Raw genomic sequence first — 25,629 nt, forward strand, 5'->3', positions numbered from 1 at the left:
CAGCGAGGCCTGCATGGTTCGAGACGCGTGCAAGGGCGCGCTCCTCACCATGAGGGTCTGCTAGTTACTCTCCCTTCACGAATTTCGCGAATGCATCCGCGTAATCCGGATGCCAGCGCGACAGCGGCGGGCGGTTCTCGATGATATCGCCGGCGGCCCACAGCATGCGCTTCTCGTCGAGTGAGCGGGGCACGTCATTGTCCGGGCACAGGATGTAGAAGTCGCCGACCTCGAGCCGCCTCAGCATGAAATCCACGGTCTGCTCCGGCGTCCAGGCGCCTGCGGGCTTCTCGGTGCGGCCCTTGGCGGTGAGGCCGGTGAAGACGAAGCCTGGAATGAGCAGATGCGCAGTGACGCGGCAGTCCCTGGTATTGCGCAGCTCGTGCTGGAGGGCTTCCGTAAAAGCCTTCACGCCGGCCTTGGAGACATTGTAGGCGGGATCGCCGGGCGGGGTGGTGATGCCTTGCTTCGAGCCGGTGTTGATGATGAGGCCGGGTTTGCCGCGCGCGATCATGCCGGGCGCGAAGATGCGCGAGCCGTTGATGATGCCCCACATGTTGACGCCGATGATGCGCTGCCAATTGTCAGGCCCGGTGAACAATGTGCTGCCGGGCTGGATGCCGGCATTGTTCATCAGGATATCGGTGCCGCCGAAGCGGGCGCACACGGCGCGTTCCAGTTCCATCACGCTCTCGACCTTGCTGACATCTACGGCAGACGTCATCACATTCCCGGCACCTGCGACGGATGACAGTTTAGTTGCGGCCTCAGCCAGCCGCGGCTGATCGACATCGGCGATGCACAGCTTCATGCCGGTGCGCGCAAACGCCGCGGCGGCGGCAAATCCGATGCCGGACGCGCCTCCCGTGATCACGGCAACGTTGTCTTTGACGATGGCGGGATGTGACATGGCGGGGTCTCGGCGAAGCTACATTGCGCTCCATCGCGTTATAGCACGTGCCTCTTGCGACCCTGCACAAGTCGGCATGGGAGGTCTTCGCTCAGCGCCGCCTTTACGCCTCTCCGGCGCGGCTATATTTTATGCGACGAACGATCCCGCGCAGATCGAACCAATCAATCACCTGACAGGGAGTGCAGCCATGGCTGTGTCGCAGGCTATTCCGATCACGCGCCATCCATTCGCGAACGGGTCCTACAAGCAGATGCTGATCGACGGGAAGTGGGTTGATGCTGCCTCAGGCAAGCGCTTCGAAACCCGCAATCCCGCCACCGGCGAACTGCTCGCAACCGTTGCCGAAGGCGACAAGGAAGACATCGACCGCGCGGTCGCCGCCGCACGTCGTGCGTTCGAGGGTCCGTGGAGCAAGGTCAAGCCGTTCGAGCGGCAAAACCTCCTCTTGAAGCTCGCCGATCTCGTCGAGAAGAATTTCGATGAATTGTCGCAACTCGACACGCTCGACATGGGGGCTCCCGTCAGCCGCACCCGCGCCTATCGCCTGCGCGCGATCGGCATGCTGCGTTACTACGCCGGCCAGACCACCGCGATCCATGGCGAGACCATCGAGAACTCGCTGCCCGGCGAGATCTTCTCGTACACGCTGAAGGAGCCGGTCGGTGTCGTCGGCGCCATCATCCCCTGGAACGGGCCGCTGACGGCGACGATCTGGAAGATCGGCCCGGCGCTCGCGACTGGTTGCACCGTGGTGCTCAAGCCCGCCGAAGAGGCGCCGCTGACCTCGCTGCGCATCGCCGAGCTCGCGATGGAAGCGGGCGTGCCGCCCGGCGTCATCAACGTCGTTCCCGGCTATGGCGAGACCGCAGGCGCGGCGCTCGCCTCGCATCACGACGTCGACAAGGTCGCCTTCACCGGCTCGCATGTCACGGGCCAGTCGATCATCCGTGCGTCGGCCGGCAACCTCAAACGCGTCTCGCTCGAGCTCGGCGGCAAGTCGCCGGACATCGTGTTCGCGGACGCCGATCTCGATGCCGCGGTGCCGGGTGCTGCGATGGCGGTGTTCGCCAATTCGGGGCAGATCTGCAGCGCGGGTACGCGTCTGTTCGTCGAGCAGTCGATCTACGAAGAATTCGTCGGCCGCGTCGCCGAGTTCGGCAAGAACCTGCAAGTCGGCAACGGTCTCGATCCCAACGTGCAGATCGGCCCGCTGGTGTCCGAGCAGCAGCTCGAGCGCGTCACCGGCTATCTCGATATCGGCCAGAAGGAAGGCGCCAAGGCGCTTGCCGGTGGCGCCCGTGTCACCGAAGGCGCGCTGTCGAAAGGCTTCTTCGTCTCGCCGACGGTGTTTGCGGGCGTCCAGGACAATATGCGCATCGCGCAAGAGGAGATTTTCGGGCCCGTCATCTCCGCGATCGCCTTCAAGGACATGGACGAGCTGGTCAAGCGCGCCAACGCCACCACGTTCGGCCTCGGCTCCGGCCTGTGGACTCGCGATGTCAGCAAGGCGCATGCGGTGGCGAGGGGCCTGCGCGCCGGCTCGGTGTGGGTGAATTGCTACCAGACGATGGACCCGGCCGTGCCGTTCGGCGGCTACAAGATGAGCGGCTACGGCCGCGAGTCCGGCAAGCAGCACGTCGAGGAATATCTCAACGTGAAGGCCGTCTGGGTCAAGACGGCGTAAGTGCCTCTTCGCCTCTCCCCGCATGCGGGGAGAGGCCGGAATCCGCGCGCAGCGCGGATTCCGGGTGAGGGGGACTCTCCGCGAATTCCCGCACCGTGATTGCCGAGGCAGCCCCTCACCCCACCCTCTCCCCGTGAAGAACGGGAAGAGGGAGAGGAGACAGCGTCTTTTCAGGCTGCCACCCTCCCTTATAAGATCCGCATCCTTCCATAAACATTCGGGGCCAGCATGAAATTTCCGGCGTTGTTCAAACCGTTGCAAGTCGGTCCATACAGGCTTGCGCATCGCGTCGCGATGGCGCCGCTGACGCGGATGCGGGCCGAACGCGAGAGCTTTTCGCCGCGGCCGCTCAACGCGGAATATTACGGCCAGCGCGCGACGCAAGGCGGCCTGATCATCGCCGAAGCGTCCCCGGTGCTCTCGCACGGCCGTGGCAATCCGGCGACCCCCGGCATCTATTCGGAGACGCAGATCGCGGGCTGGCGCAAGGTGGTCGATGCCGTGCACGCCAAGGGCGGCATCATCTTCCTCCAGCTCTGGCATGTCGGCCGCGTCTCGCATTCTTCTTTCCACGGCGGCGCGCTGCCGGTGTCGGCCTCGGCGATCCCGATCAAGGCCGAGGGCATGAAGGCGATGACCGCCGACGGCAAGATTGCCGATTACGAGACGCCGCGCGCGCTCGAGACCGAGGAGGTCAAGGACATCGTCGAGGCGTTCCGCCAAGGTGCCAAGAACGCGCTCGCCGCCGGCTTCGACGGCGTCGAGATCCACGGCGCCAATGGCTATCTGCTCGAGCAGTTCCTGCAATCGCGCAGCAACCAGCGCACCGATCAGTATGGCGGCGGAATCGAGAACCGCGCGCGGCTGCTGCTCGAAGTGACCCAAGCCGCGATCGAGGTCTGGGGTGCGAACCGCGTCGCCGCGCGGCTGTCGCCACACGGCATCGCCAATGATTCCGGCGAACGCGATCCGATGCCGCTCTACACGCACGTGGTGAAGGCGCTGGACAAGCTGGGTCTCGCCTATCTGCACTTCATCGAGCCGCGCTCCAGTGGCGCGGGGCGTGCCGACGTCAACTGGCAGAACGTGCCGTCCGCGATGGTGCTGTTCCGCCCGCTCTACAGTGGCGTGCTGATGACCGCCGGCGGCTTCACCGGCGAGACCGCGAATGCGGCGATCGCCGAGGGGCACGCCGACATCATCGCCTTCGGTCGCATCTTCATCTCCAACCCCGATCTGCCGCGCCGGCTGGCGCGCGATTACCCGATCACGCCGTACAACCGCGCGACGTTCTATGGCGGCGAAGAAAAGGGCTATACGGATTATCCGGTGTATGACGAGCTGACGCCGGCGTAGGGACTTTCGTAGCCCGGATGGAGCGCAGCGAAATCCGGGATTCGTGCCAGCGTCGAGATTTCCGGATTGCGCTGCGCTCCATCCGGGCTACGGAGTTGTTGCGTGGCTCCGACCGCACCACATATTCCGTCATTGCGAGCGCAGCGAAGCAATCCAGACTGCCTCCGCGGAAAGATTCTGGATTGCTTCGCTGCGCTCGCAATGACGACGGAGAGAAATCCCCATGGCCAAAGCCGCAGCCGCCGCAGGAATCGCCACCGGCCAATGCCTGTGCGGCAAGGTCAGCTTCGAGATTGACGTGCCCGCGCGCTGGGCCTGGCACGATCATTCCGCCGCCAGCCGCCGCGCCCATGGCGCGGCCTACGCCACCTATATCGGGAGCTGGAAGAAGCGCTTTCGCATCACCGCGGGCAAGGTCGCGCTCACGCGTTATGAAGACAAGGCCACCAAGACAACCCGCAGCTTCTGCTCGCATTGCGGCACGCCGATCGCCTATGAGCGCCCGCGCGGCCCGCACATGGTCAACATCCCCCGCGCGCTGTTCAACGAGCGCACCGGCCGCCAGCCACTCTATCACATCGCGATCGAAGAGCTGCAGGAATGGGCCTATACCGGCGAGCCGCTAGTGCCGCTCAAAGGCTTTCCGGGCGTGGTCTGGCAACGCTCGAAAAAGAAGAAGCGGGCGAGGGGCGAGGACCCGTTTGAGCTTGGGCGCGAGGAGATGTAAGCGCACCGCGCTGCTCTCGTGCCCCGGACGCAGCGCAGCGCCTCTTCGGCGGTGCGCTGCTGAGCCGGGGCCCATGCACCAGCCATCGTCGTGCGAATTCTGGGTCCCGGCTCTGCGTCGCAACGTTACACGTTGCGCCGCGTCCGGGACACGAGAGAAGAGATCGGGGCGCTCGCGCAACGCAGCCATGACCGCACTTCCTTGCGCGCCTCCACCGACTTCGGTCATCATGCTCCCGTCCTTGCGGCAACGTCCGCTCCTGGAGGAAACATGAAGAACAAGATCACCGGCCGCTCCGCCTTTCTCGCGTTGCTCAAGGACGAGGGCATCACGCATCTGTTCGGCAATCCCGGCACCACCGAGCTGCCGATCATGCACGCGCTGAAGGACCATCCTGATCTCACCTATGTGATGGCGATGCAGGAGAGCCTGGTGGTGGCGATTGCCGATGGTTACAGCCGCGCCTCCGGAAAGCTCGTCGCCTGCAACGTCCATGTCGCGCCAGGCCTCGGCAACGCGATGGGCTCGCTCTACAACGCGCAGTTCACGGGCACGCCGATGATCCTCACCGCCGGCCAGCAGGAGCAGGGCCACGGCCTGATGGAGCCGGTGCTGTACGGTCCCTTGGTGCGCATGGCCGAGCCGCTGGTGAAATGGGCGGTTGAGGTGACCCGGCTCGAGGATCTGCCGCGCGTCGTGCGCCGCGCGGCCAAGGTCGCGACCACGCCGCCGACCGGCCCCGTGTTCATCTCGCTGCCTGGCGACATCCTGAACAGCGAGGCCGGCATCGATCTCGGCCGTTCCACCCGCATCGACGCACGTACCAAACCATCGGATGACGCGCTCAAGGCCTTTGCTGCGCGGCTGCTGAAAGCCGGGCGTCCTGTGATCGTCACCATGGACGAAGTGGTCAAGAGTGATGCTTTGAAGGAGGCGGCTGAATTGGCCGAGCTGCTCGGCGCCGCCGCGTATCAGTCCTCGACGCCCTATGGTTCGCACTTCCTCTCGGAGAGCCCGAGCTTCGTCGGCACGCTGGCGCGGGTTCAGAAGGCGGCGCGCGATACGCTCGCGCCTTACGATCTCCTGATCGCGCTTGGCGGCGATCCCCTGCGCATGTCGGTCCATAGCGAGGTTGATGCGCTGCCGGATGGTCTCGGCATCGTGCAGGTTGGTCTCGCGGATTGGGAGATCGCCAAGAACTACGGCGCCGAGATCGCGCTGAAGGCGGAATTAAAGGAAACGTTGCGCGCGCTGATCCCGGTGCTGAAGGAGCTGGGCGGCACGACACTCGCAAGCCGCGCCAGGCAACGTCTTGCCGAGCTTGCGCCGAAGAATTGGACTGCGCGCCGCGCCGCGCTGATCGAGCAGATCAGCAAGAGCGCCGGCCGCACGCCGATCGATCCGGACTTTCTGGTGCTGCAAATGGTCGAAGCCATGCCCGACCATGCCATTCTCGTCGACGAAGGGCTCACCTCCAGCCGCCAGATCACGGCGCTGCGTCCGCATCGCGATCGCTACGGCTATCACGGCCTCGCCTCCGGCGGCATCGGCTGGGGCCTGCCGGCCTCGGTCGGCGTCAGCATCGCCAATCCGGATCGTCCCGTCGTGTGTTTCTCCGGCGATGGCAGCGCGATGTATTCGATCCAGGCGCTGTGGACGGCGGCGCATCACAAGCTGCCGCTTAACGTCGTTATCGCCAACAATGGCGGTTACCGCATCATCAAGCAGCGCCTGCTTGCCTTCCATGGCGATGACAATTACGTCGGCATGGATTTCGTCGATCCGCCGGTGGATTTCGCCGGCATCGCCAAGGCGCTGGGCTGCGAGGCGATCAGGGTGAGCGATCCGCGGGAGCTGAAGGCAACGCTGGCGTCAGCGTTCGGCCGACCGGGCACGAAGCTGATCGAGGTGATGGTGGATTGGAAAGTGTAGGCACTCTGATAATGGCGGGCGCGATCCCTCCTCATCGTCGTCCCGGCGAAAGCCGGGACCCATAACCATAGGGAGGGGTTTGGCGAAGACTCGTCGTCCGGGACTACGACCAATCACAATCGAGGGATCACGCGGTATGGGTCCCGGCCTTCGCCGGGACGACGCCTGAGGGTGTGGCAGCGTCTACCCCCTCTTCCCTACCCGATATCCCGCCGCCGGGTGCGGCGCATCGAGCCTTGCGCGACCCTCACCGAACAGCTTCTCCCGTAGCGTACCCTTGGCATAGTCCGCCTTGTACCGTCCGCGCCGCGTCAGCTCCGGCACCAGCATATCGGCGATGTCCTCGAAATCGCCGGGCGAGATGGCAAAGGCGACGTTGAGGCCGTCGACGTCGGTCGCCTCGAACCATTGCTCGATCTTGTCGGCAACCATCTCCGGCGTGCCGACCACGACCGGGCCGGCGCCGCCGATGCCGACATGCTCGATGACGTCGCGCACGGTCCAGACCCGGTCGGGATCGGCGCGGGTGACGTTGTCCATCGCGCTGCGGCCGGCGTCATTCTGGACGTGCCGGACCTGCTGGTCGAGGTCGTAGCCGGAGAAATCGACGCCGGTCCACCCCGACATCAGCGCCAGCGCGCCTTCCGGGCTGATGTGGCGGCGATAGTCGGCGTATTTCTCTTTCGCCTCGGCTTCCGTCCGTCCCAGGATGATCGTCATCATCGAGAACATCAGGATCTCGGCCGGGTTGCGGCCAAGCGCGGCGGCCTCTTGCCGGATTGCTGACACGCGCGGCGCGATCACCTTGGCCGACGGTCCCGACATGAACACGCATTCGGCATGCTGTGCCGCGAACTGCCGGCCGCGCGGCGAGATGCCGGCCTGATAGAGCACGGGCGTGCGCTGCGGCGACGGCTCGCTGAGATGAATGGTGTTGTTGATGCGGTAGTTCGCGCCGTCATGATTGACGCGATGCACTTTCGTGGGATCGGTGAAAATGCCGCGCTTGCGATCCCGCAGCACCGCATCGTCCTCCCAGCTTCCTTCCCAGAGCTTGTAGACGACCTCCATATATTCGTCCGCGATGTCGTAGCGGTCGTCATGCCCGGTCTGCTTGTCCTTGCCGGCGCCGCGCGCGGCGCTGTCGAGATAGCCGGTGACCACGTTCCAGCCGATCCGCCCCTCGGTGAGGTGATCGAGCGTCGACATCCGCCGTGCGAACGGGTAGGGCGGCTCGAAGGACAGATTGCTGGTGACGCCGAAACCGAGATTTTGCGTCACCGCGGCCATCGCCGAAAGCAGCAGCAGCGGCTCGTTCGACGGCGTCTGCGCCGCATTGCGCAAGGCTGCGTCAGGGCTATTGCCGTAGACGTCATAGACCCCGAGCACGTCGGCCAGGAACAGCCCGTCGAAGCGGCCGCGCTCCAGCGTCTTGGCGAGATCGATCCAGTAGGGCAGGCGGTTATAGTCGGCAGTGCGGTCGCGCGGATGAGTCCACAGGCCCGGTGACTGGTGTGCGACGCAATTCATCGCAAAGGCGTTGAGCCTGATCTGCTTGGCCATGATGTCCCTCGGCACTCTGTACTGAGCGCTCTTCGAATGGTAGACGTGCGCCCGAATTGGCGAAGTTCTTGCATATCCTAGACTTGGATGTCTCGGCCTTGGCAAGGCCAAAGTCCGTAGCGCTGCCGCGCTTGGCAAGCCGATCTCAAGAGAGCAAGAACGAAATCCCAAGAGAACTCCAAGAACTATCGACGTCCCCGCCACTTTCGAAGTCCCGCCCGTCTCGGGTAATGTCCTTCGTCTCAAAACCTCGAAAAGCAAGTCATGACCAGAGCCGACGCCATCGCCCGCGCCCGTGAGGATTTCAAATCCGGTGCGTTTCTCACCGAGCTCGACCGCCGCGTCGCTTATCGGACCGAGAGCCAGAATCCGTCGCGCGGCACTGAGCTGCGCGCCTATCTGGAACAGGAAATGCAGCCGGCCTTTGCTGCGCTTGATTTCACCAGCCGCATCGTCGAATCCCCAAGCGGCAAGGCGCCGTTCCTGTTCGCCGAGCACCACGAGAACGATTCAGTGCCGACCGTGCTGATCTACGGTCATGGCGATGTCGTCGACGGCATGGAAGGCGAGTGGCGCGATGGCCGCGATCCCTGGCGCACGACGGTTGCGGGCACGCGCCTCTATGGCCGCGGCACCGCCGATAACAAGGGCCAGCACAGCATCAACATGGCGGCGCTGCGCGCCGTGCGCGAGGCGCGAGGCGGCAAGCTCGGCTTCAACGCCAAATTCATCGTCGAGATGGGCGAGGAAATCGGCTCGCCCGATCTCGGCAAGGTCTGCGATCTCAATCGCGACGCGCTCAAGGCCGATTTGTTCATGGCCTCCGACGGGCCGCGCCTGTCCGCCGACCGTCCGACGTTGTTTCTGGGCTGCCGAGGTGGCATCCGCATCCATCTCGACGTGAACCTGCGTGATGGCGGCCACCATTCCGGCAATTGGGGTGGCGTGCTCGCCAACCCCGCGACCATCCTGGTCAACGCAATTTCCACACTGGTCGACGGCCACGGCCGCCTCCAGCTCGACCCACTGAAGCCGCCGCGGCTCACCAACCAGATCCGCAGCTATCTCGCCGACGTGCAGGTGGTGCCGACCGCGGACGAGCCGGCGCTGGCTGAGAATTGGGGTGAGGACGGACTATCGGCGGCCGAACGGCTCTACGCCTGGAACACGCTGGAAGTGCTGGCGATGTCCTCGGGCAATATCGAGAAGCCGGCGAACGCCATTCCCGGCCATGCCAATGCCGTGCTGCAACTGCGTTTCGTGGTCGGGACCAAGATCGAGGGCCTGATCGATGCCATCCGCGCGCATCTGGTCGCGAGGGGTTTTCCGATGGTCGAGGTGCGGGCGGCCCAGAGTTTTGCTGCATCGCGCACAGACTTCGACAGCCCCTGGATCAAATGGGCGGCGGATTCGGTACAGGAGACCACCGGCAAGGCGCCGGCCGTGCTGCCGAATTTCGGCGGCTCGCTGCCCAATGACGTGTTCTCCGAGATCCTGGGCCTGCCGACGATCTGGGTGCCGCACTCCTATCCCGGCTGCTCCCAGCATGCGCCCAATGAGCACATCCTGCTGCCATTGACCGAAGAGGCCTTGACGGTGATGGCCGGGCTGTTCTGGGATCTCGGCGAGTTGCCGGCGCCGTTAACCTGAGCCTTTGATCCAGCCGAAAGTTACATTCTAATCCGGCTCGATTTGTGCTTGCATCCGGGCCGCATCATCTGAAAGGGGAAGAAAAAGTGAAACATTTCCGTCACATCGGGCTCGCGCTGGCCGCGACCTTCGTCGTCAGCCAGGCCGGGGCCCAGGGGCTGACCGGCACGCTGAAGAACATCAAGGACACCGGCGCGATCACGCTGGGCTTCCGCGACTCCTCGATCCCGTTCTCCTATCTCGACGACAACCAGAAGCCCGTCGGGTTCGCGATGGACATCTGCTACAAGATCGTCGACGCCGTGAAGAAGGAGCTCAAGCTCGACAAGCTCGAGGTCAAGCTCAACCCGGTGACCTCGGCAACCCGCATCCCCTTGATGGCGAACGGCACGATTGATCTCGAATGCGGCTCGACGACCAACAACGCCGAGCGCCAGAAGCAGGTCGCCTTCACCAACACCCACTTCCTGACGGCCAGCCGCTACGTGTTCAAGAAGTCGAGCGGCCTGAAGTCGATCGACGATCTCAAGGGCAAGGCGGTGGTCTCGACCGCCGGCACCACCAACATCAAGCAGCTCACCGAAGCCAACGTCGCGAAGGGCCTCGGCGCCAACATCATTCCGGCCAAGGACCACGCCGAAGCCTTCCTGATGGTCGAGACCGACCGCGCCGTCGCCTTCGTGATGGACGACATCTTGCTGGCGAGCCTCGTTGCCGGCTCGAAGTCGCCGAACGACTATGCCATCTCCAAGGACGCGTTCTCCAAGCCCGAGCCCTATGGCATCATGCTGCGCAAGGACGATGCCCCCTTCAAGAAGGTGGTCGATGCGGCGACGGCGGCCCTCTACACGTCCGGCGAAGCCCAGAAGATCTACGACAAATGGTTCACCCAGAAAATCCCGCCGAAGGGACTGAACCTCAACACGCCGATCTCGGCCGAGTTGAAGAACGAGTTCGCCAAGCCGACAGACTCGCCGAACCCGGACGACTATAAGTAATATAGACCTCGATCTTTCGATCGGAATCATGTCCGGCCACTCTTGACACCAGGGTGGCCGGACATTTGCATAGGCGCCGGGACATCCACGACTGGCGCGTTCGCGCGGGGGACACGTGAACTATAACTGGAACTGGGGAATCTTTTTCCAGCCGAACCCGATGGGGACCGGCACCTATCTCGATATGCTGCTGGCGGGCCTGGTGCTGACCCTCAAGACGGCGGCGCTGGCCTGGGTCATCGCGCTGATCACCGGCTCGATCGTCGGCGTGATGCGGACGCTGCCGTCGAAGGGCGCCACCTGGTTCGGCTTCGCCTATGTCGAATTCTTCCGCAACATGCCGCTTCTGGTGCAGCTGTTCCTGTGGTTCTTCGTGCTGCCGGAAATCCTGCCGAAGGCCGCAGGCCTCTGGTTGAAGCAGCTGCCGAACGCGCCGTTCTGGACGGCCGCGATCGGCGTCGGCTTCTTCATGTCGGCGCGCGTGGCCGTGCAGCTCCAGGCCGGCATCTTGTCGCTGCCGCGTGGGCAGAAGATGGCGGCAACTGCGCTGGGTCTGACCACGGTGCAGGGCTATCGCTACGTGCTGCTGCCGATGGCGTTCCGCATCATCCTGCCGCCGCTGACGTCCGAGTTCCTCAACACCATCAAGAACACAGCGGTCGCGATCACCATCGGTCTGCTCGAGCTGACCGGACAGGCGCGCTCCATGCAGGAATTCTCGTTCCAGGTGTTCGAGGCCTTTACCGCCGCGACCATCCTCTACCTCCTCGTCAACGCCGTCGTCGTGACCGCGATGCGCTTCCTCGAGCGCTGGGTTGCGATCCCCGGCTACATCACGGGGAAATAAGCGATGCTCGGCAATTTCGATTTCGACGTCATCCGCCGCGCGCTGCCCTACCTGTTCTACGAGGGCATGACCTTCACGCTGACGCTAACGGGGCTCGCGGCTCTCGGCGGTCTCATCTTCGGCACGGCGCTCGCCCTGATGCGGCTGTCCGGCTTCAAGATCCTTGGCCGCATCGCCGGCGTCTATGTCGACTTCATGCGCTCGCTGCCGCTGGTGCTGGTCATCTTCTGGTTCTACTTCCTGGTGCCCTATATCGGGCAGTGGCTGACCGGCGCCTCGCGCCCGATCAGCGTCGGCGCGTTCGCATCCTCGCTCATCACCTTCATCATGTTCGAGGCGGCGTATTTCTCCGAGATCATGCGCGCCGGCATCCAGTCGATCTCGCGCGGGCAGCCTGCTGCGGCCAGCGCGCTGGGGCTGACTTACGCCCAGACCATGCGCTACGTCGTGCTGCCGCAGGCCTTCCGCAACATGCTGCCGGTTCTGATCACGCAGACCATCGTGCTGTTCCAGGACACCTCGCTGGTCTACGTGCTGTCGATCACCGACTTCCTCGGCGCCGCCAGCAAGGTGGCGCAGCGCGACGGGCGCCTGGTCGAAATGTATCTGTTCGCAGCTGTCGTCTACTTCACCATTTCCTGTATCGCGTCGTTCGGCGTCCGCCGGCTCCAGGCGCGCATCGCCATCATTCGCTAGAGCGTGTCGGTCATGATCGAAATCAGCCACGTCAACAAATGGTACACTCCGAGTTTCCAGGTGCTGACGGATTGCACCACCAGCGTCACCAAGGGCGAGGTGGTCGTGGTCTGCGGCCCCTCGGGCTCGGGCAAGTCGACGCTGATCAAATGCGTCAATGCGCTGGAGCCATTCCAGAGCGGCGACATCCTGGTTGACGGCACCAAGGTCAACGATCCCAAGACCGATCTGCCGAAGCTGCGTTCGCGCGTCGGCATGGTGTTCCAGCACTTCGAGCTGTTTCCGCACCTCAAGATCATCGACAATCTCTGTCTCGCGCAGGAGAAGGTGCTGGGGCGGTCGCACGACAAGGCGCTGACCAAGGGCACGCAGCTTTTGGAGCGCGTCGGATTGAAAGAGCAGGCGCAGAAATTCCCGGCGCAGCTCTCCGGTGGTCAGCAGCAGCGCGTCGCCATCGCACGCGCGCTCGCCATGGACCCCATCGCCATGCTGTTCGACGAGCCAACCTCGGCGCTCGATCCGGAGATGATCAGCGAGGTGCTCGACGTCATGGTCGACCTCGCCCGCGAAGGCATGACCATGATGGTGGTGACCCACGAGATGGGCTTTGCCCGCAAGGTCGCCAACCGCGTCATCTTCATGGACCGCGGCGAGATCGTCGAGGACGCAGCGAAGGACGATTTCTTCGGTAAGCCCCGCAGCGACCGCGCGCAGAAGTTCTTGTCGAAGATCCTGTCGCATTAATTCCTGTCGTCATTCCGGGACGCGCCTCTTGGCGCGGGCCCGGAATCCATCGAGCGGCAGGACGCGAGGTGAAATGGATTCTCGGATGCGCATCATAGCTCGTCGCTTCGCGCCGCCCCGGAATGACGAATAGAGGGGTGATCGCGACCGCCGTTTCGCGTATAAGCGCGTCAAATCCCATTCCCCGCCAGGAGACCTGCCTTGGACTCGATCGCCTACGTCAACGGCTCATTCGTCCCGCTCTCGGACGCGAAAGTCTCGATCCTCGATCGCGGCTTCCTGTTTGCCGACGGCATCTACGAGGTCTCGGCCGTGCTCGACGGCAAGCTGGTCGACAACGCCTCACATCTGGCGCGGCTGGAGCGCTCGGTCGGCGAGATCAAGCTGAAGTTGCCCGAGACGGTCGAGCGCATCACCGAGCTCCAGAAAGAGCTGATCGCGCGCAACAAGGTCGAGAGCGGTCTCGTCTACCTCCAGGTGACGCGCGGCGCCGACAAGGGCCGCGACTTCGCGTTTCCCAAGGGCGACGTCAAGTCGAGCCTGGTGATGTTCACCTCCGAGAAGGACATCATCAACGCGGCGTCGGCGAAGACGGGCATCAACGTGATCACCGTGCCGGACATCCGCTGGGAGCGGCGCGACATCAAGAGCGTGGCGCTGCTGGCGCAGGTGCTGGCGAAGCAGGCCGCGGCCGAAGCCGGCGCCGGCGAAGCCTGGATGCTGGAAGACGGCTATGTCACCGAAGGCGGCTCGTCCTCGGCATTCATCCTGACACAGGACGACGTCATCGTGACCCGCAAGAACTCCAACGCGATTCTGCCGGGCTGCACTCGCAAGGCCGTGGTGGCGCTCGCCGAAGAGCGCCAGCTCCGCGTCGAGGAGCGTTCTTTCACCGTGGCCGAGGCGCTCGCCGCCAAGGAGGCTTTTGCGACGTCGGCCTCGCTGTTCGTCCAGCCGGTGGTCGCGATCGACGGCAAGAAGATCGGCAACGGCAAGCCCGGCCCGATGGCAACGCGGCTGCGCGAGATCTACGTGGAGTTCGCCAAGGCGACGGCGGTTTAGGCGGCGCATCCAGGCGTCATCGCCCGGCTTGATGTTCAGCCCGGGGACATGACCGACGGGTGTTCGGGGACATAGCCGACACTTTCTCCGCTCGCCAAGTCGATGATAGCGATTTGGTGGGCGGCAAAGAAGATCCCGTATTGCGCATCGTTTGCCGAGGGGCGGATGGCGAGGCGCTCGCCACGGAAGGCCTGTGGCACTTTCCACAGACGTCCCTTGAAGCTGACATAGGCCTTGGTCGTGGAGACGCGGCGCACGATCTCATGGCTGTCGTATTCGACCTGTGGCAATCGATCGGGCATTGGTCGCTGGCTGGGCCGATATCGACTGGCCGGGACCTGTTGTCCGAGCGCCTCGTGTGGCCGTTCGAAGTTGTAGACTTCCCGCCAGGCGTCGAAGGCACGCTGCGTCTCTGCGAGATCGCGGAACTGTCGCAGTGCGAACACCTCAGCCGCGAGGGTGCGGTGGAATCGTTCATTCTTGCCGCGGCTTTGCGGGTGATATGGGCGGCTGCGGATGACGGCGACGCCAAGCTTGAGCAGCCACACCGAGAACCGTGTCCATCGCTCGCCGGAAGGATCACCCCAGGGCGAACCATTGTCGACGAAGAAGGCCTCCGGGAGCCCGTAGTGGCGAAAGGTCTTCTCCAGGCGGCTGCGCACGGTATCTGTGCGTTGATCGGCACAGGCCTGCAGACACAGATCATAGCGGGAGTGGTCATCCACCACCGTCAGAGGATGGCACTGGGTATCATTGCCGAGCCGAACCCAGCCTTTGAAGTCCATCTGCCACAACAGATTGGGGGCCGGCATCTCGAAACGCTGGCTTGCCATCGGGCCGCCGATCGGAGGCTTGATGCGGCCAGACCGACGCAAGATCTGATGAACTGTTGAGACTGCTGGCGAACGCAAACCATTGCGCTCCAGGCAGTGAGCTATCTTGCGAGCTCCCCATGCCGGATGGGCATCGCGCACCGCGAGAATACGTGCCTCGAGCTCGCAATCGGTCTGTCCCGGGCTCGCATGCGGTCGGCGCGAGCGGTCGTTGACATTCTGATCCGCTTGCCATCGTGCAAGCCACTTGTAGCCCGTGTCGGGATGGATATTGAACCGCCGGCAGAGCTCCCGCCGGTTCGCTCCCTCCTGCATCGCAAGCCGCACGAACTCCCGCCGCTGATCCATCACCGACACCTCTCGCCAGGGCATGGACTTGGCCTCCTTTACCGCCAAATCCCTGCACTATGATGTGTCGGCTATGTCCCCGAACACCCGTCGGTCATGTCCCCGGGCTGAACACTTGACCGGGCGATCCAGTACGCCGCGGCGGTCGTAATTGGATCGAGAGGCCGCGGCGTACTGGATGCCCCGCCTTCGCGGGGCATGACGGCGGCGTGAGTTGTGACAGCGACCAACCCTTACGCCACGGACGCCTTCACCTTCACCGGGTGAACCGCGCGGAACGAGATCGCAATCCTGTTCCAGGCGTTGATGGCGCCGATCAGCATGGTCAGGTTCACGGTCTCCTCCTCGGAGAAATGTGCCCGGACCTGCTCGTAGACGTCGTCCGGCGCATAAGTCTGCGAGATCAGCGTCACCGCCTCGGTCCAGGCCAGCGCGGCGCGCTCGCGGTCGGAATAGAGCGGGGATTCGCGCCAGGCGTTGAGCAGATAGATGCGCTGCTCGGTCTCGCCGCGCTTGCGGGCGTCCTCGGTGTGCATGTTGATGCAATAGGCGCAGCCGTTGATCTGCGAGGCCCTGATCTTGACGAGCTCGATCAGTGATTTCTCCAGGCCCGTCGACTGGATCTGCGTCTCCAGCGCCATCAGTGCTTTGATCGTGTCGGGCGCGGCCTGGTAGTAGTTCATGCGAGGCTTCATGGTCGTTCTCCTTTCGTGGGGTGAGGTCAGTGGGCTCCGCCGGCGGAAGTCTGGCCGGGCTTCTTCAGGAACAGAGCCGCGATCAGGGCAACGATCAGCGCCGCGCCGAGCAGATAGAAGGTGTCGCTGAAGGCGAGGATATAGGCCTGCTTCTGCACGATGCGGCCGATCGCGACATAGGCACGATGCGACGCATCCGCATGGTCCAGGATGCCGTGATTGATGAAATATTGCGTGAGCTGCTCCAGCCGCGTGCGCGTCGCCTGCTCGAATACCGAGACCGACTGCATCAGCACGTTGGAGTGATACTGCTCGCGCTTGGTCAGCACGGTCTGCAGCAGCGCGATGCCGACGGCGCCGCCGAGATTGCGCATCATGTTGAACAGGCCGGACGCCGAGCCCGCGTTTTCCGGTTCGATGCCTGATGTCGCCACCGCGGACAGCGGCGCCATCACCAGCGCCTGGCCGATCGCCCGAACCACATTGGGCCAGAGCAACTGATCGGCGGCATAGTTGCTGGTCATATAGATATTCATGAAGTTGGAGGCCGCGAACAGGACGAAACCGACACCGATGATGATCCTCGCGTCGAACTTCTGCATCAGCCGCGGCACCAGCGGAATCAGCATGAGCTGCGGCAAGCCGGTCCATGCCAGCACCAAGCCGATCTGCTCGGCGTTGTAGCCCTGGATGCGAGCCAGATATTGCGGCAGGATGAAGACCGAGCCGTAGAGCGCGACGCCGAGCAGGAAGTTCGCGAGCATGCCGAAGCCGAAATTGCGGCGCACGAGCAGGCGAAGGTTCAGGAGCGGCTTCTTGACCGTGAGCTCGATGATCAGGAACGCAGTCAGCGCAACGACGGCGATCACCGACAGTTTCACGATGAAGGGGGAGCCGAACCAGTCGTCCTTGTTGCCTTCCTCCAGCACGGTCTGGAGCGCGGACAGGCCGATTGCCATGGTGATGATGCCGGCCCAGTCGCCCTCGCGCAGTAACGACAGCTTCATGGGCTTTGCGTCGAGCGCGTACCAGAGCATGCCGACCATGATCGCGCCGGGAACGAGGTTGACGTAGAAGATGTATTGCCAGCCGAAATTCTCGGTGAGATAGCCGCCGATAGTCGGGCCGATCGCGGGCGCGAAGGTCGCCGACAGCGCGAACAGGGCAAGGCCCACCGGCTGTTTTCCGCGCGGCAGCAACGTGATGATCAGCGTGAACGCCATTGGAATCAGCACGCCGCCGGTGAAGCCTTGCACCGCGCGCAGCACGATCATCTGCGACAGATCCTGCGCCAGCGCGCAGGCCGCGGACAGCGCCAAAAACAGGATCGCGTTGGTGAGGAGATAAATGCGGATCGAGAACACCTGCGCAAGCCAACCGGAGAGCGGGATCACCACGATCTCGGCGATCAGATAGGAGGTCGAGATCCAGCCGCCGTCGTCGATGCCGGCACCGATCGCACCCTGGATGTCGGCCAGCGAGGCGTTGACGATCTGGATGTTCAGCACCGCCATGAAGGCGCCCAGCGTCGCGCCGATCACGGCGATCCATGTTCTTGCGGAAACCGCCGGCGTGGTGGGCGCAGCAGGGGCGGGGAGGTCGGCTGCGGCGTCGAGGGTGGGTTGGAGCGTGCTCATGGAAGCCTCGTCAGCTTCAGCCGCCGTTTGGGCGGGATGTGTTGTCGGCGAGATGTCTGGTCGTCTCGCGTTCGGCCAGCACCGCCTGCTTGGTGTCGACGGTCGGCACCGCGGACATGCCGGGGCGCAGCAGGCCGGTGAGGTGATGATCGTCGAGCACGATCTTCACCGGCACGCGCTGCACGATCTTGGTGAAATTGCCGGTGGCGTTGTCCGGCGGCAGGAGGGCGAATTCGAGCCCGCTCGCCGGCGACAGACTGTCGATATGGCCGCGCAGGGGCTGGCTGCGGAAGCTGTCGACGCGCAGCTCGACCGGCTGGCCGGGACGCATATGTGTGAGCTGAGTCTCCTTGAAGTTCGCAACGACATAGACCGCATCGAGTGGCACCACGGCCATCAGCTGTGTGCCGGCCTGCACGTACTGGCCGACGCGCAGCGAACGTGCGCCAACCGTGCCGTCGACCGGCGCTGCGATCTCGGTGTAGGACAGGTTCAGTGCCGCCTGCTGCGCCACCGCGCGGGCGCGCTCGAGCTGGGCCGTCGCCTGGGCGCGCTGGGTGGTGAGCACGTCGACCTTGCGCTGCGCCGCCAAGAGGCCGGATTTGGCGTGCTGCAATTGCGCGGTGCTGGCGCGCAGCGCCGCATCGGTCTGCTGCGCGCGCTGGATCGTGCCGGAGCCCGACTTCATCAGGTCGTCGTAGCGGGCGCGTTCCTCCTGGGCGAATTTCAGATTGGCGTCCGCAGCAGTGACGTCGGCGGTGCTCTGCGCGATGATCGGCTGCTGCAATTCGAGCTGGGCATCGATGTTGCGCACCGAGGCTTCGCCGGCGGCGACATCGGCACGGGCCTGGTCGAGTGCTGCCTTGAAGTCGCGATCGTCGATCTTGGCCAGCGCCTGGCCCGCTTTGACCTTCTCGTTGTCGCCGACCAGCACCTTCGCGATGTAGCCGGAGACCTTTGGCGCGATGATCGTGGAATCGGCCTTCACATAGGCGTCGTCGGTGGATTCGAGGTAGCGGCCGGTGGTCCAATAGTCGTGTCCGAAATAGGCAACCGTAGCCGTGCCTGCGAGGAGCGCGAGCACCAGCGCCGCGCGCCGGACCAACTGCCGGGCCGGCAGACGCGACGGCGTCTTGGAGTAATCATGAATGATTTCAGTTGCTTGCTGGAAGTTTTCGGTGCGCGGCATTTCGGACATGGCGGTCTCCTATCGGCGTGCCGAGACTATCTGTCTTTCCAGCTCCGGTGATAATCAGCGAAATACCGGAAGGATTATCCATTAAAGGTGGATAGTCCGGGGGATATCACCTTGATGTCTGAGGTCTACCGAACCGGATGTGCCACTGCCCCAGAGCGATTGCCGCACCTGTCGCGCAATTGCTGCTAACGAGGCCCACGCCGCGCGAACCTGTAGGCGGACGAGACCGCCTGGGGTGATCTGTTAGATAATCCCGGCGAATTCCTTGCGATTATCGATCAAGAGCGGATAATCAGGCGGCATGGACAGATTGACCAGCCTCGAAGTCTTCAGCCGGGTGGTCGAGACCGGCGGCTTTTCCGCAGCAGCCCGCAAGCTCAACATGTCGACCAGCATGGTGAGCAACCACGTCCAGGCGCTGGAGGACCGGCTCGGCGTCCGGCTGCTCAATCGCACCACGCGCAAGGTCAGCCTCACCGAGATCGGCAAGGCCTATTACGACCGCGCCACGCAGATCCTCGCCGATCTCGAGCAGGCCGACGACATCGCGAGCGAATTGCAGTCGGTGCCCCGCGGTACGCTGCGCATCCACGTCGCCACGCACATGGTGCCGTTCGTCGCGCCGGTGGTGGCGCAGCTCCTGTCGACTTATCCGGAGCTCAAGATCGACCTACGGATGGGCGAGGCCGACGTCGACCTCATCGAGGAAGGCTATGACGTTGCCCTGCGCATGACCGCGCCGCCGGATTCGAGCCTGATCGTGCGTAGTCTCGCCACCTGGCGGCACGTGCTGTGCTGTTCGCACGATTATCTCGAGAGGCATGGTCGTGTTCAGAAGCTCGACGAACTCGCCGCGCACCATTGCGCCCGTCACTTGAACTATCCTTTTGGCGACGAGTGGCGCTTCTTCGACCGCAAGGGTGCTCCGGCCTCGGTACGCATCTCCGGCCGCTTCGTCACCAATAGCGGGGAAGCGCTGCGGAAAGTCGCGCTGGACGGGGCGGCTGTCTGCCTCATGGCCGGGTTTCTGGTTCAGGACGATCTTGAAGCAGGCCACCTCGTTCGGCTCCTACCCGAATATCGCCCGGTCGAGATGTCGATGAACGCGGTCTATCCGCACCGCCACCATCTGTCGGCGAAGGTCAGGACCTTCATCGACATGCTCGTGCATCACAGCGCCGAGCAGCAGAAGCTGATCAATCCCTATTCATGAGCGGCGGTCAGGCCGCTCGCGCCGTTATCGGCTGGGCCAGCAGGGATTCGACCTCTGACTTGACCGAGGCGATCGCAGCCTCTTTCACGGGCCCATAGCCGCGGATGTTCATGGGGGCCTTGGCCACGACGATGAGATCTGCCAGGCGTGCCGCGTCGAGCCCGCCGAGCATTCGGTCGATCAGGTCCTCGTACCAGGCGATCAACTCGCGCTCGGCGCGCCGTTCGGCGGTGTAGCCGAATGGATCGAACGGTGTTCCGCGCAGCCCCTTCAATCGCGCCAGCATGGCGAGCGGCATCTGGATCCACTGCCCGAAGGCGCGCTTGCGCGGACGTCCACGTGCGTCGCGCCTTGATGGCAGGAATGGCGGGGCAAGGTGATAGTGGATGCTGAAGCCGTCCTCGAACTCGCGCTTCAATTCGTCGATGAAGCCGCTCTGCATGTGCAGCCGCGCCACCTCGTATTCGTCCTTGTAGGCCATCAGCTTGAACAGGGCGCGGGCCACCGCATCGGTCAGGGCCTCGCTGCTCAGGACAGCCTCGGCGCGGCGGACCTTCGCGACGATCGCCCGATAGCGCGCTGCATAGGCCTCATCCTGATAGGCGGTGAGGAAATCGGCGCGGCGTTCAATGAGCTGGTCGAGTGTCTCGACCGTTGGCATATCGTCCGTCTTCGGCAGAAATTCCGGATCGGCAGCGGCGATGCGGCCCCAGGCGAAAGCCTGCTTGTTGCGCTCGATGGCGACGCCGTTGAGCTCGATCGCGCGCAGCAGCGCTTGCAGCGAGACCGGCACCAGTCCGTGCTGCCAGGCAAAGCCCAGCATGATGATGTTGGCATAGACGGCATCGCCGAGCAGCCGTTCGGCCAGCGCATTCGCGTTGAGCGTGCCGAGATTGCCGTCGCCGATCACGCGGCTGATCGCGCGCAGGCGGGCAGGCGAGGCGAGGTCGGCATCGCGGAAGCGGACGACGTCGCCGGTTGGCATCTCCGCGGTATTGATCGCGGCGCGCGTGCCGCGGCGGTAGGTGCCGGAGGCCTTCGGCGAGGAGCTCACGACGAGGTCGCAGCCGATCAACGCGTCGGCCGCGCCCTGGTCGATGCGCACCTGATGCAGCGCCTCGGGGGAAGCGGCAAGCCGGATGTAGCTCAGCACGGGCCCGAATTTTTGCGCAAAGCCGGTAAAATCCAGCACCGAGACGCCGCTTCGCTCGAGATGCGCGGCCATACCGATCAGCGCACCGACCGTGATCACGCCGGTGCCGCCGACGCCGGTCACCAGCAGGTCGTAGGGCCGGTCGAGCGTCGCGAAGGCGGGCAGGGGAAGCGTCGCGGCGCGGCCGATCGCGTCGATCTGGCTCGCGGTCTTCTTCCGGCGCGTCGCGCCCTCGACGGTAACAAAGCTGGGACAGAAGCCGTTGAGGCAGGAAAAGTCCTTGTTGCAGGCCGACAGATTGATCTGGCGCTTGCGGCCGAACGGCGTTTCCTTCGGCTCGACGCTGAGACAGTTGGATTCGACCGAGCAATCGCCGCAGCCTTCGCAGACGAGATCATTGATGTAGGCAAAGCGCTTCGGGTCGTCCATCTGGCCGCGCTTGCGCCGCCGCCGCTTCTCCGTGGCGCAGGTCTGCTGGTAGATCAGCACGGAGACGCCGGGCACGCCGCGCAGTTCGCGCTGCACGGCGTCCATCTCCTCGCGTGGATGGATTGTGACGCCGGTTGGCAGATCGGGCGGAGAAAATTGCGCGGGATGGTCCGATACCAGCGCGATGCGCTCAACACCTTCGGCGCGGACGCTGTGAGCGATGGCATGCACGCTGATGGGCCCGTCGACCGGCTGGCCGCCGGTCATTGCGACGGCGTCGTTGAACAGGATCTTGTAGGTGATGTTGGCCTTGGCGGCGATCGCCTGCCGGATCGCCATTGAGCCCGAGTGATAATAGGTGCCTTCACCGAGATTCTGAAACACGTGCTTGTGACCGGTGAATTTCGATGAAGCCGCCCAGTTCACGCCCTCGCCGCCCATCTGGATCAACGAGGAGGTCTCGCGGTCCATCCAGCTCGCCATGAAATGGCAGCCGATGCCGGCGAGTGCCTTGGAGCCCTCCGGCACCTTGGTCGACGTATTGTGCGGACATCCCGAGCAGAAATAGGGTGTGCGCGTTGCGCCTGGGACGTTGATCGTGCGTGCCGCCTCCGGCATCAACGCAGCCGCCCGCGCGGCGAGATTGAGGCCCGGAAACATCGGGTCGAGCCGCCGCGCCAGCACGGCAGTCAGCGCGCGCGGCGACAATTCGCCGATCCAGGAGATCAGCCGCGCTCCTTGCTCGTCGTGCTTGCCGACCATGCGCTCGGGCTTCGTGCCCGGATAGTCGTAGAAATATTCCTTGAACTGGCTCTCGATGATGCCGCGCTTCTCCTCGACCACGAGGATCTCGCGCTTGCCCTTCACGAATTCCATCGCGTCATGCAGCGCCAGCGGCCAGACCATGCCGACCTTGTAGACGTCGATGCCGATGCTGCGGCAGGCCGCTTCATCGAGGCCCAACAGCCGCAGCGCTTCCATCAGGTCGAGATGCGCCTTGCCCGTGGTGACGATGCCGTAGGTCGCGTTCGGAATGTCGTAGATGTGCCTGTCGATCGGATTGGCCTTCGCAAAGGCGTAGACGGCGTGCTTCTTCGCTTCCAGCCGCTCCTCGATCTGCGGTCCCGGCAGGTCGGGCCAGCGATAGTGCAGGCCGCCCGGTGGCGGGGTGAAGTCGGGCGCGCGGAAGTCGCGGGGCGGGCTTAGCGCCACGGAGGCGCCCGACTCCACGATCTCCGAAATCGCCTTGAAGCCGACCCACATGCCGGAGAAGCGGCTCAGCGCGTAGCCATATTCGCCGAATGCGAGATATTCGCTGACGCTTGCGGGATGCAGGGTCGGCATGAACCAGCTCATGAAGGCGACGTCGGACTGGTGCGGCATCGAGGACGAAACGCAGCCATGGTCGTCGCCTGCAACCACCAGCACGCCGCCATGCGGCGAGGAGCCATAGGCGTTGCCGTGCTTGAGCGCATCGCCGGAGCGGTCGACGCCAGGGCCCTTGCCGTACCAGAGCCCGAACACGCCATCGACCTCGCGGTCGGCTTGCGTCTCGACCTGCTGCGAGCCGAGCACGGCGGTCGCCGCGAGGTCTTCGTTCACGGCGGGGAGGAATTCGATGCGGTCACGCTTGAGCCGTTCCGGGATGCGCCAGAGCTCGAGATCGATGCCGCCGAGCGGCGAGCCGCGATAGCCGGAAATGAAGCCGGCGGTGTTGAGGCCGCGCGCGCGATCGCGCCTGACCTGGTCGAGTGCGACACGGACGATCGCCTGTGTGCCGGTCAGGAAGACACGGCCTTCCTCACGGTCGTAGCGGTCGGAGAGTTCGTAGGTGTCGAGGGTCGGAATGGCGTCCATGCGGACCTCCCGCGGCATTCCCTGCCGGATCAGCAGAGGTTAGGCCCGGCCGGCTGGTAGGTCTTACCTATCTTTCCCGATAGACGGGTAGTTCTGGTAGATATGTCCGATTTGACCTATTATTCGGTGAAATTATCCAGTTTGGCGGGATTTCATGATCGAAGAGCAGGACACGCGGATTCTTGCGCACCTCCAGAAGGACGGCCGCGCCACCAACCAGCAACTTGCCGATGAGGTCGGCATGTCCACCTCGGCCTGCTGGCGGCGGGTGCGCGCGCTGGAGGAAAGCCGCGTCATCCGTGGCTACGCCGCGCTGATCGATCGCGAGCGGGCGGGCTTCGCGATGTCCGCCATCCTCCACGTCTCGCTGGAGCGGCATGACGCGAAGTTCGTCGACGAGTTTGTGTCTCGGGTCACCAAGCGCCGCGAGGTGCTGGAGTGCTTTGCGACCACGGGCGATGCCGATTATCACTTGCGCGTCGTCGTGCAGGACATGGCCGCCTACAACAGATTCTTGGACGAGTTCATGTTCCGCATTCCCGGCATCCGCTACGTCCGCAGCAACGTGGTGCTGAAGGAGATCAAGACCGGCGTGGCGCTGCCGTTTTGAAGCAATGTCGCCAGGGATCCGTGGCTCACACCGTCTCCGACCGTCGGCGCAGTTGGCGCAACGAGAGGAGATGCAACAGGATCGAGCATGGCACGACGAAGGCAGGGGTCAGCACGTTCGGAAAACGATCCAGCGCCATGCTCGGGCCGTCCGGAATGATCAGCTGGAGCGGGCCCGGCGACATGATCATCCCCAAGGTGATCGCGACAGCCAAGTCCGCCAGGCCGAAGACGTTCCAGAAGATGCCTGCCTTCCGCCCGTCAGCTGTCCCGGTTGCCAAAGCCATGGCCGCCGGCACGGCAAGCAGGCCAGTCAGCACATCGCCGGTTCCTGCCGGTAGCGCCCACAATCCCGGCAGCAGCCCGCGCAGCCAGTAAGCCAGCCATTGGCTGCCGAAGATGCGGTAGAGTTGAAGGGCTATGATCCAGGTCGTCGGCATTGCATCGAGCAATTGTCCGATCCGCTTCGACGACAGCAACACCGGCGCACCGACGATTACGGGCAGCAGGATCGCCGCTGGAAGCAGCGGCAAGGGCGAAGCACCGGCGCCGAATGCGCCGTTGATGGCTGCGGTCCAGGTGACGGCTGCCCAGAGCGTGAAGGGGACCATCAAGGCCAACCAGGTTGCCCGGCGCTGAGCCGGCGCCAATTCCGTGTTTTCGAGGCAGAGCCACAAGCCGAGCGCAATGAGTCCATGGGTCATCAACCGAACGCCAAGCGCAGGAAAACCGCTCTCCGGAAGTGCGGGTAGCGCGATGATCAACCAGGTCCACAGCAGGGCGAACGGCACGGTCCAGGTCAAGCTGAGCCAGAGGGGACGCTGGGCAGTCATGGTGGCGGAAACAGCATCGGTGCTCATGTGCTCACTCCATTTGGAACGCCGTGGTTGCGGGCGTGTGCAAGGGCAGCATCGCGGCCGGCATCCGACCGATCGCGATCCTGTCCGAGGTCACGGACTTTTTTCTCTGTTCCGGCCCTGAGCAGAATCATGAAGGCAAGGGCGTGGCCGACGAGCAGCAGTGGTACGTAGAGTGTGGGGATATAAATGCCGGCGCCGAACAGGCCGGGATCCGGGACCTTTGTCGCGCCCATGTAGTACGCGTTCAGGAGGTCAAGCGTCCCCCAGACGTTGAAGATCCAGACCACCGGGATGGCGATCGACCATCGCCACGAGAGAGCCGCCATCGACAGAAGCGCGAGGACAGCAGCGATAAGATCACCCCATCCCACCTCGGCGGCAAAGCGCGAACTCAACTCCGCAGAGACGAACCCGGTCACCATGAAGTTCATTCCCAAGAACCTGAACGCATGGAAAGCTGCGATGAGTCTCAGGGCGTCATAGCGCGGCATCACGCGGATCGCCGGCCAAACATAGATGGCAGCGACCACCGAGCTGGTCAGGAAAGCGCCGGCGACGCTGAGAACGAATGGAAGATTGAAGTTCGGCACGTTCGGATTCCCTATGGTTGACCATGCTGTCGAGC

Annotated in this window: 21 protein-coding genes; 12 read left to right on the top strand and 9 right to left on the bottom strand. The window is 64.0% G+C overall.

The features are described 5' to 3' along the window. Positions 1-64 precede the first annotated feature (64 nt). A complete protein-coding gene (locus tag LRP30_RS04775; RefSeq protein WP_249759511.1) occupies positions 65-910 on the bottom strand; it encodes an SDR family NAD(P)-dependent oxidoreductase in 846 nt (281 codons plus the stop codon). A 190-nt stretch (positions 911-1,100) separates the two neighbouring features. Here LRP30_RS04775 and LRP30_RS04780 point away from each other — a divergent pair, with 190 nt between their 5' ends. From LRP30_RS04780 to LRP30_RS04795, 4 genes are all read left to right on the top strand, one after another. Then, the gene (locus LRP30_RS04780) at positions 1,101-2,597 is read left to right on the top strand and encodes an aldehyde dehydrogenase family protein (protein ID WP_249759512.1); all 1,497 of its coding nucleotides are present in this window, start codon (positions 1,101-1,103) and stop codon (positions 2,595-2,597) included. 228 nt (positions 2,598-2,825) lie between these two features. Beyond that, positions 2,826-3,953 carry an alkene reductase gene (locus LRP30_RS04785; RefSeq protein WP_249759513.1) on the top strand — a complete coding sequence of 376 codons (1,128 nt, stop codon included), beginning with the start codon at positions 2,826-2,828 and terminating at the stop codon, positions 3,951-3,953. A gap of 223 nt (positions 3,954-4,176) precedes the next feature. Continuing rightward, positions 4,177-4,680, top strand: coding sequence for a GFA family protein (locus LRP30_RS04790; RefSeq protein WP_249759514.1), 504 nt, complete (start codon positions 4,177-4,179; stop codon positions 4,678-4,680). A 270-nt stretch (positions 4,681-4,950) separates the two neighbouring features. Continuing rightward, positions 4,951-6,612, top strand: coding sequence for a thiamine pyrophosphate-binding protein (locus LRP30_RS04795; protein WP_249759515.1), 1,662 nt, complete (start codon positions 4,951-4,953; stop codon positions 6,610-6,612). A 183-nt stretch (positions 6,613-6,795) separates the two neighbouring features. Here the strand turns inward: LRP30_RS04795 and LRP30_RS04800 are convergent, their stop codons facing one another. Further along, the gene (locus LRP30_RS04800) at positions 6,796-8,175 is read right to left on the bottom strand and encodes an LLM class flavin-dependent oxidoreductase (RefSeq protein ID WP_249759516.1); all 1,380 of its coding nucleotides are present in this window, start codon (positions 8,173-8,175) and stop codon (positions 6,796-6,798) included. A gap of 264 nt (positions 8,176-8,439) precedes the next feature. Here LRP30_RS04800 and LRP30_RS04805 point away from each other — a divergent pair, with 264 nt between their 5' ends. The 6 genes from LRP30_RS04805 to LRP30_RS04830 all read left to right on the top strand — a co-directional run bounded on the left by LRP30_RS04805 (position 8,440) and on the right by LRP30_RS04830 (position 14,172). Next, positions 8,440-9,825, top strand: coding sequence for a M20 family metallopeptidase (locus LRP30_RS04805; RefSeq protein ID WP_249759517.1), 1,386 nt, complete (start codon positions 8,440-8,442; stop codon positions 9,823-9,825). Positions 9,826-9,911: 86 nt separating this feature from the next. Then, on the top strand, positions 9,912-10,823 hold the full coding sequence (locus tag LRP30_RS04810) for an amino acid ABC transporter substrate-binding protein (protein WP_249759518.1): 912 nt from the start codon (positions 9,912-9,914) through the stop codon (positions 10,821-10,823). Between the two features lie 115 nt (positions 10,824-10,938). After that, positions 10,939-11,670, top strand: a complete 732-nt coding sequence (locus tag LRP30_RS04815) for an amino acid ABC transporter permease (RefSeq protein WP_128939881.1) — start codon at positions 10,939-10,941, stop codon at positions 11,668-11,670. Between the two features lie 3 nt (positions 11,671-11,673). Further along, on the top strand, positions 11,674-12,366 hold the full coding sequence (locus LRP30_RS04820) for an ABC transporter permease subunit (RefSeq protein ID WP_091887045.1): 693 nt from the start codon (positions 11,674-11,676) through the stop codon (positions 12,364-12,366). Between the two features lie 12 nt (positions 12,367-12,378). Then, positions 12,379-13,110, top strand: a complete 732-nt coding sequence (locus tag LRP30_RS04825) for an amino acid ABC transporter ATP-binding protein (protein WP_091887043.1) — start codon at positions 12,379-12,381, stop codon at positions 13,108-13,110. 201 nt (positions 13,111-13,311) lie between these two features. Further along, on the top strand, positions 13,312-14,172 hold the full coding sequence (locus LRP30_RS04830) for a D-amino-acid transaminase (protein ID WP_249759519.1): 861 nt from the start codon (positions 13,312-13,314) through the stop codon (positions 14,170-14,172). A 35-nt stretch (positions 14,173-14,207) separates the two neighbouring features. Here LRP30_RS04830 and LRP30_RS04835 read toward each other — a convergent pair whose 3' ends face one another. The 4 genes from LRP30_RS04835 to LRP30_RS04850 form a co-directional block, all read right to left on the bottom strand. Next, positions 14,208-15,377 carry an IS481 family transposase gene (locus LRP30_RS04835; protein ID WP_128936665.1) on the bottom strand — a complete coding sequence of 390 codons (1,170 nt, stop codon included), beginning with the start codon at positions 15,375-15,377 and terminating at the stop codon, positions 14,208-14,210. A gap of 209 nt (positions 15,378-15,586) precedes the next feature. Next, a complete protein-coding gene (locus tag LRP30_RS04840; RefSeq protein WP_249759520.1) occupies positions 15,587-16,048 on the bottom strand; it encodes a carboxymuconolactone decarboxylase family protein in 462 nt (153 codons plus the stop codon). A gap of 26 nt (positions 16,049-16,074) precedes the next feature. Further along, complete coding sequence (locus tag LRP30_RS04845; RefSeq protein WP_249759521.1) at positions 16,075-17,685, bottom strand: DHA2 family efflux MFS transporter permease subunit; 1,611 nt, start codon at positions 17,683-17,685, stop codon at positions 16,075-16,077. A gap of 16 nt (positions 17,686-17,701) precedes the next feature. Continuing rightward, positions 17,702-18,883, bottom strand: coding sequence for an HlyD family secretion protein (locus tag LRP30_RS04850; protein WP_249759522.1), 1,182 nt, complete (start codon positions 18,881-18,883; stop codon positions 17,702-17,704). A 301-nt stretch (positions 18,884-19,184) separates the two neighbouring features. On the opposite strand from LRP30_RS04850, the gene LRP30_RS04855 reads away from it, so the two are divergent. Then, positions 19,185-20,096, top strand: coding sequence for a LysR family transcriptional regulator (locus tag LRP30_RS04855; RefSeq protein WP_128931338.1), 912 nt, complete (start codon positions 19,185-19,187; stop codon positions 20,094-20,096). Positions 20,097-20,103: 7 nt separating this feature from the next. On the opposite strand, the gene LRP30_RS04860 is transcribed toward LRP30_RS04855, so the two are convergent. Then, positions 20,104-23,535: an indolepyruvate ferredoxin oxidoreductase family protein gene (locus LRP30_RS04860; protein WP_249759523.1), complete on the bottom strand. Its 3,432-nt coding sequence runs from the start codon at positions 23,533-23,535 to the stop codon at positions 20,104-20,106. Positions 23,536-23,689: 154 nt separating this feature from the next. On the opposite strand from LRP30_RS04860, the gene LRP30_RS04865 reads away from it, so the two are divergent. Next, positions 23,690-24,145: an Lrp/AsnC family transcriptional regulator gene (locus LRP30_RS04865; protein WP_091887029.1), complete on the top strand. Its 456-nt coding sequence runs from the start codon at positions 23,690-23,692 to the stop codon at positions 24,143-24,145. A gap of 25 nt (positions 24,146-24,170) precedes the next feature. Here the strand turns inward: LRP30_RS04865 and LRP30_RS04870 are convergent, their stop codons facing one another. Beyond that, positions 24,171-25,004 (bottom strand): MFS transporter, encoded by an 834-nt coding sequence (locus LRP30_RS04870; protein WP_249759524.1) that lies wholly within the window; start codon positions 25,002-25,004, stop codon positions 24,171-24,173. Further along, entirely contained in the window at positions 25,001-25,594 is a 594-nt protein-coding gene (locus LRP30_RS04875; protein WP_249759525.1) for a hypothetical protein, read from the bottom strand. Before LRP30_RS04875 ends, LRP30_RS04870 begins: the two co-directional genes overlap by 4 nt. Positions 25,595-25,629: the final 35 nt, after the last annotated feature.

The sequence above is a fragment of the Bradyrhizobium sp. C-145 genome (assembly GCF_023375135.1).
GTDB classification, from domain to species: Bacteria; Pseudomonadota; Alphaproteobacteria; order Rhizobiales; family Xanthobacteraceae; genus Bradyrhizobium; species Bradyrhizobium zhanjiangense.

Excerpts from the sequence above, each read along its gene's own strand:
- LRP30_RS04805 (WP_249759517.1), top strand. The coding sequence starts at position 8,440 with ATGACCAGAGCCGACGCCATCGCCCGCGCCCGTGAGGATTTCAAATCC.
- LRP30_RS04800 (WP_249759516.1), bottom strand. The coding sequence starts at position 8,175 with ATGGCCAAGCAGATCAGGCTCAACGCCTTTGCGATGAATTGCGTCGCA.
- LRP30_RS04785 (WP_249759513.1), top strand. The coding sequence starts at position 2,826 with ATGAAATTTCCGGCGTTGTTCAAACCGTTGCAAGTCGGTCCATACAGG.
- LRP30_RS04795 (WP_249759515.1), top strand. The coding sequence starts at position 4,951 with ATGAAGAACAAGATCACCGGCCGCTCCGCCTTTCTCGCGTTGCTCAAG.
- LRP30_RS04870 (WP_249759524.1), bottom strand. The coding sequence starts at position 25,004 with ATGAGCACCGATGCTGTTTCCGCCACCATGACTGCCCAGCGTCCCCTC.
- LRP30_RS04845 (WP_249759521.1), bottom strand. The coding sequence starts at position 17,685 with ATGAGCACGCTCCAACCCACCCTCGACGCCGCAGCCGACCTCCCCGCC.
- LRP30_RS04860 (WP_249759523.1), bottom strand. The coding sequence starts at position 23,535 with ATGGACGCCATTCCGACCCTCGACACCTACGAACTCTCCGACCGCTAC.
- LRP30_RS04865 (WP_091887029.1), top strand. The coding sequence starts at position 23,690 with ATGATCGAAGAGCAGGACACGCGGATTCTTGCGCACCTCCAGAAGGAC.
- LRP30_RS04820 (WP_091887045.1), top strand. The coding sequence starts at position 11,674 with ATGCTCGGCAATTTCGATTTCGACGTCATCCGCCGCGCGCTGCCCTAC.
- LRP30_RS04790 (WP_249759514.1), top strand. The coding sequence starts at position 4,177 with ATGGCCAAAGCCGCAGCCGCCGCAGGAATCGCCACCGGCCAATGCCTG.
- LRP30_RS04825 (WP_091887043.1), top strand. The coding sequence starts at position 12,379 with ATGATCGAAATCAGCCACGTCAACAAATGGTACACTCCGAGTTTCCAG.
- LRP30_RS04780 (WP_249759512.1), top strand. The coding sequence starts at position 1,101 with ATGGCTGTGTCGCAGGCTATTCCGATCACGCGCCATCCATTCGCGAAC.
- LRP30_RS04775 (WP_249759511.1), bottom strand. The coding sequence starts at position 910 with ATGTCACATCCCGCCATCGTCAAAGACAACGTTGCCGTGATCACGGGA.
- LRP30_RS04840 (WP_249759520.1), bottom strand. The coding sequence starts at position 16,048 with ATGAAGCCTCGCATGAACTACTACCAGGCCGCGCCCGACACGATCAAA.
- LRP30_RS04850 (WP_249759522.1), bottom strand. The coding sequence starts at position 18,883 with ATGTCCGAAATGCCGCGCACCGAAAACTTCCAGCAAGCAACTGAAATC.
- LRP30_RS04855 (WP_128931338.1), top strand. The coding sequence starts at position 19,185 with ATGGACAGATTGACCAGCCTCGAAGTCTTCAGCCGGGTGGTCGAGACC.
- LRP30_RS04835 (WP_128936665.1), bottom strand. The coding sequence starts at position 15,377 with ATGCCCTGGCGAGAGGTGTCGGTGATGGATCAGCGGCGGGAGTTCGTG.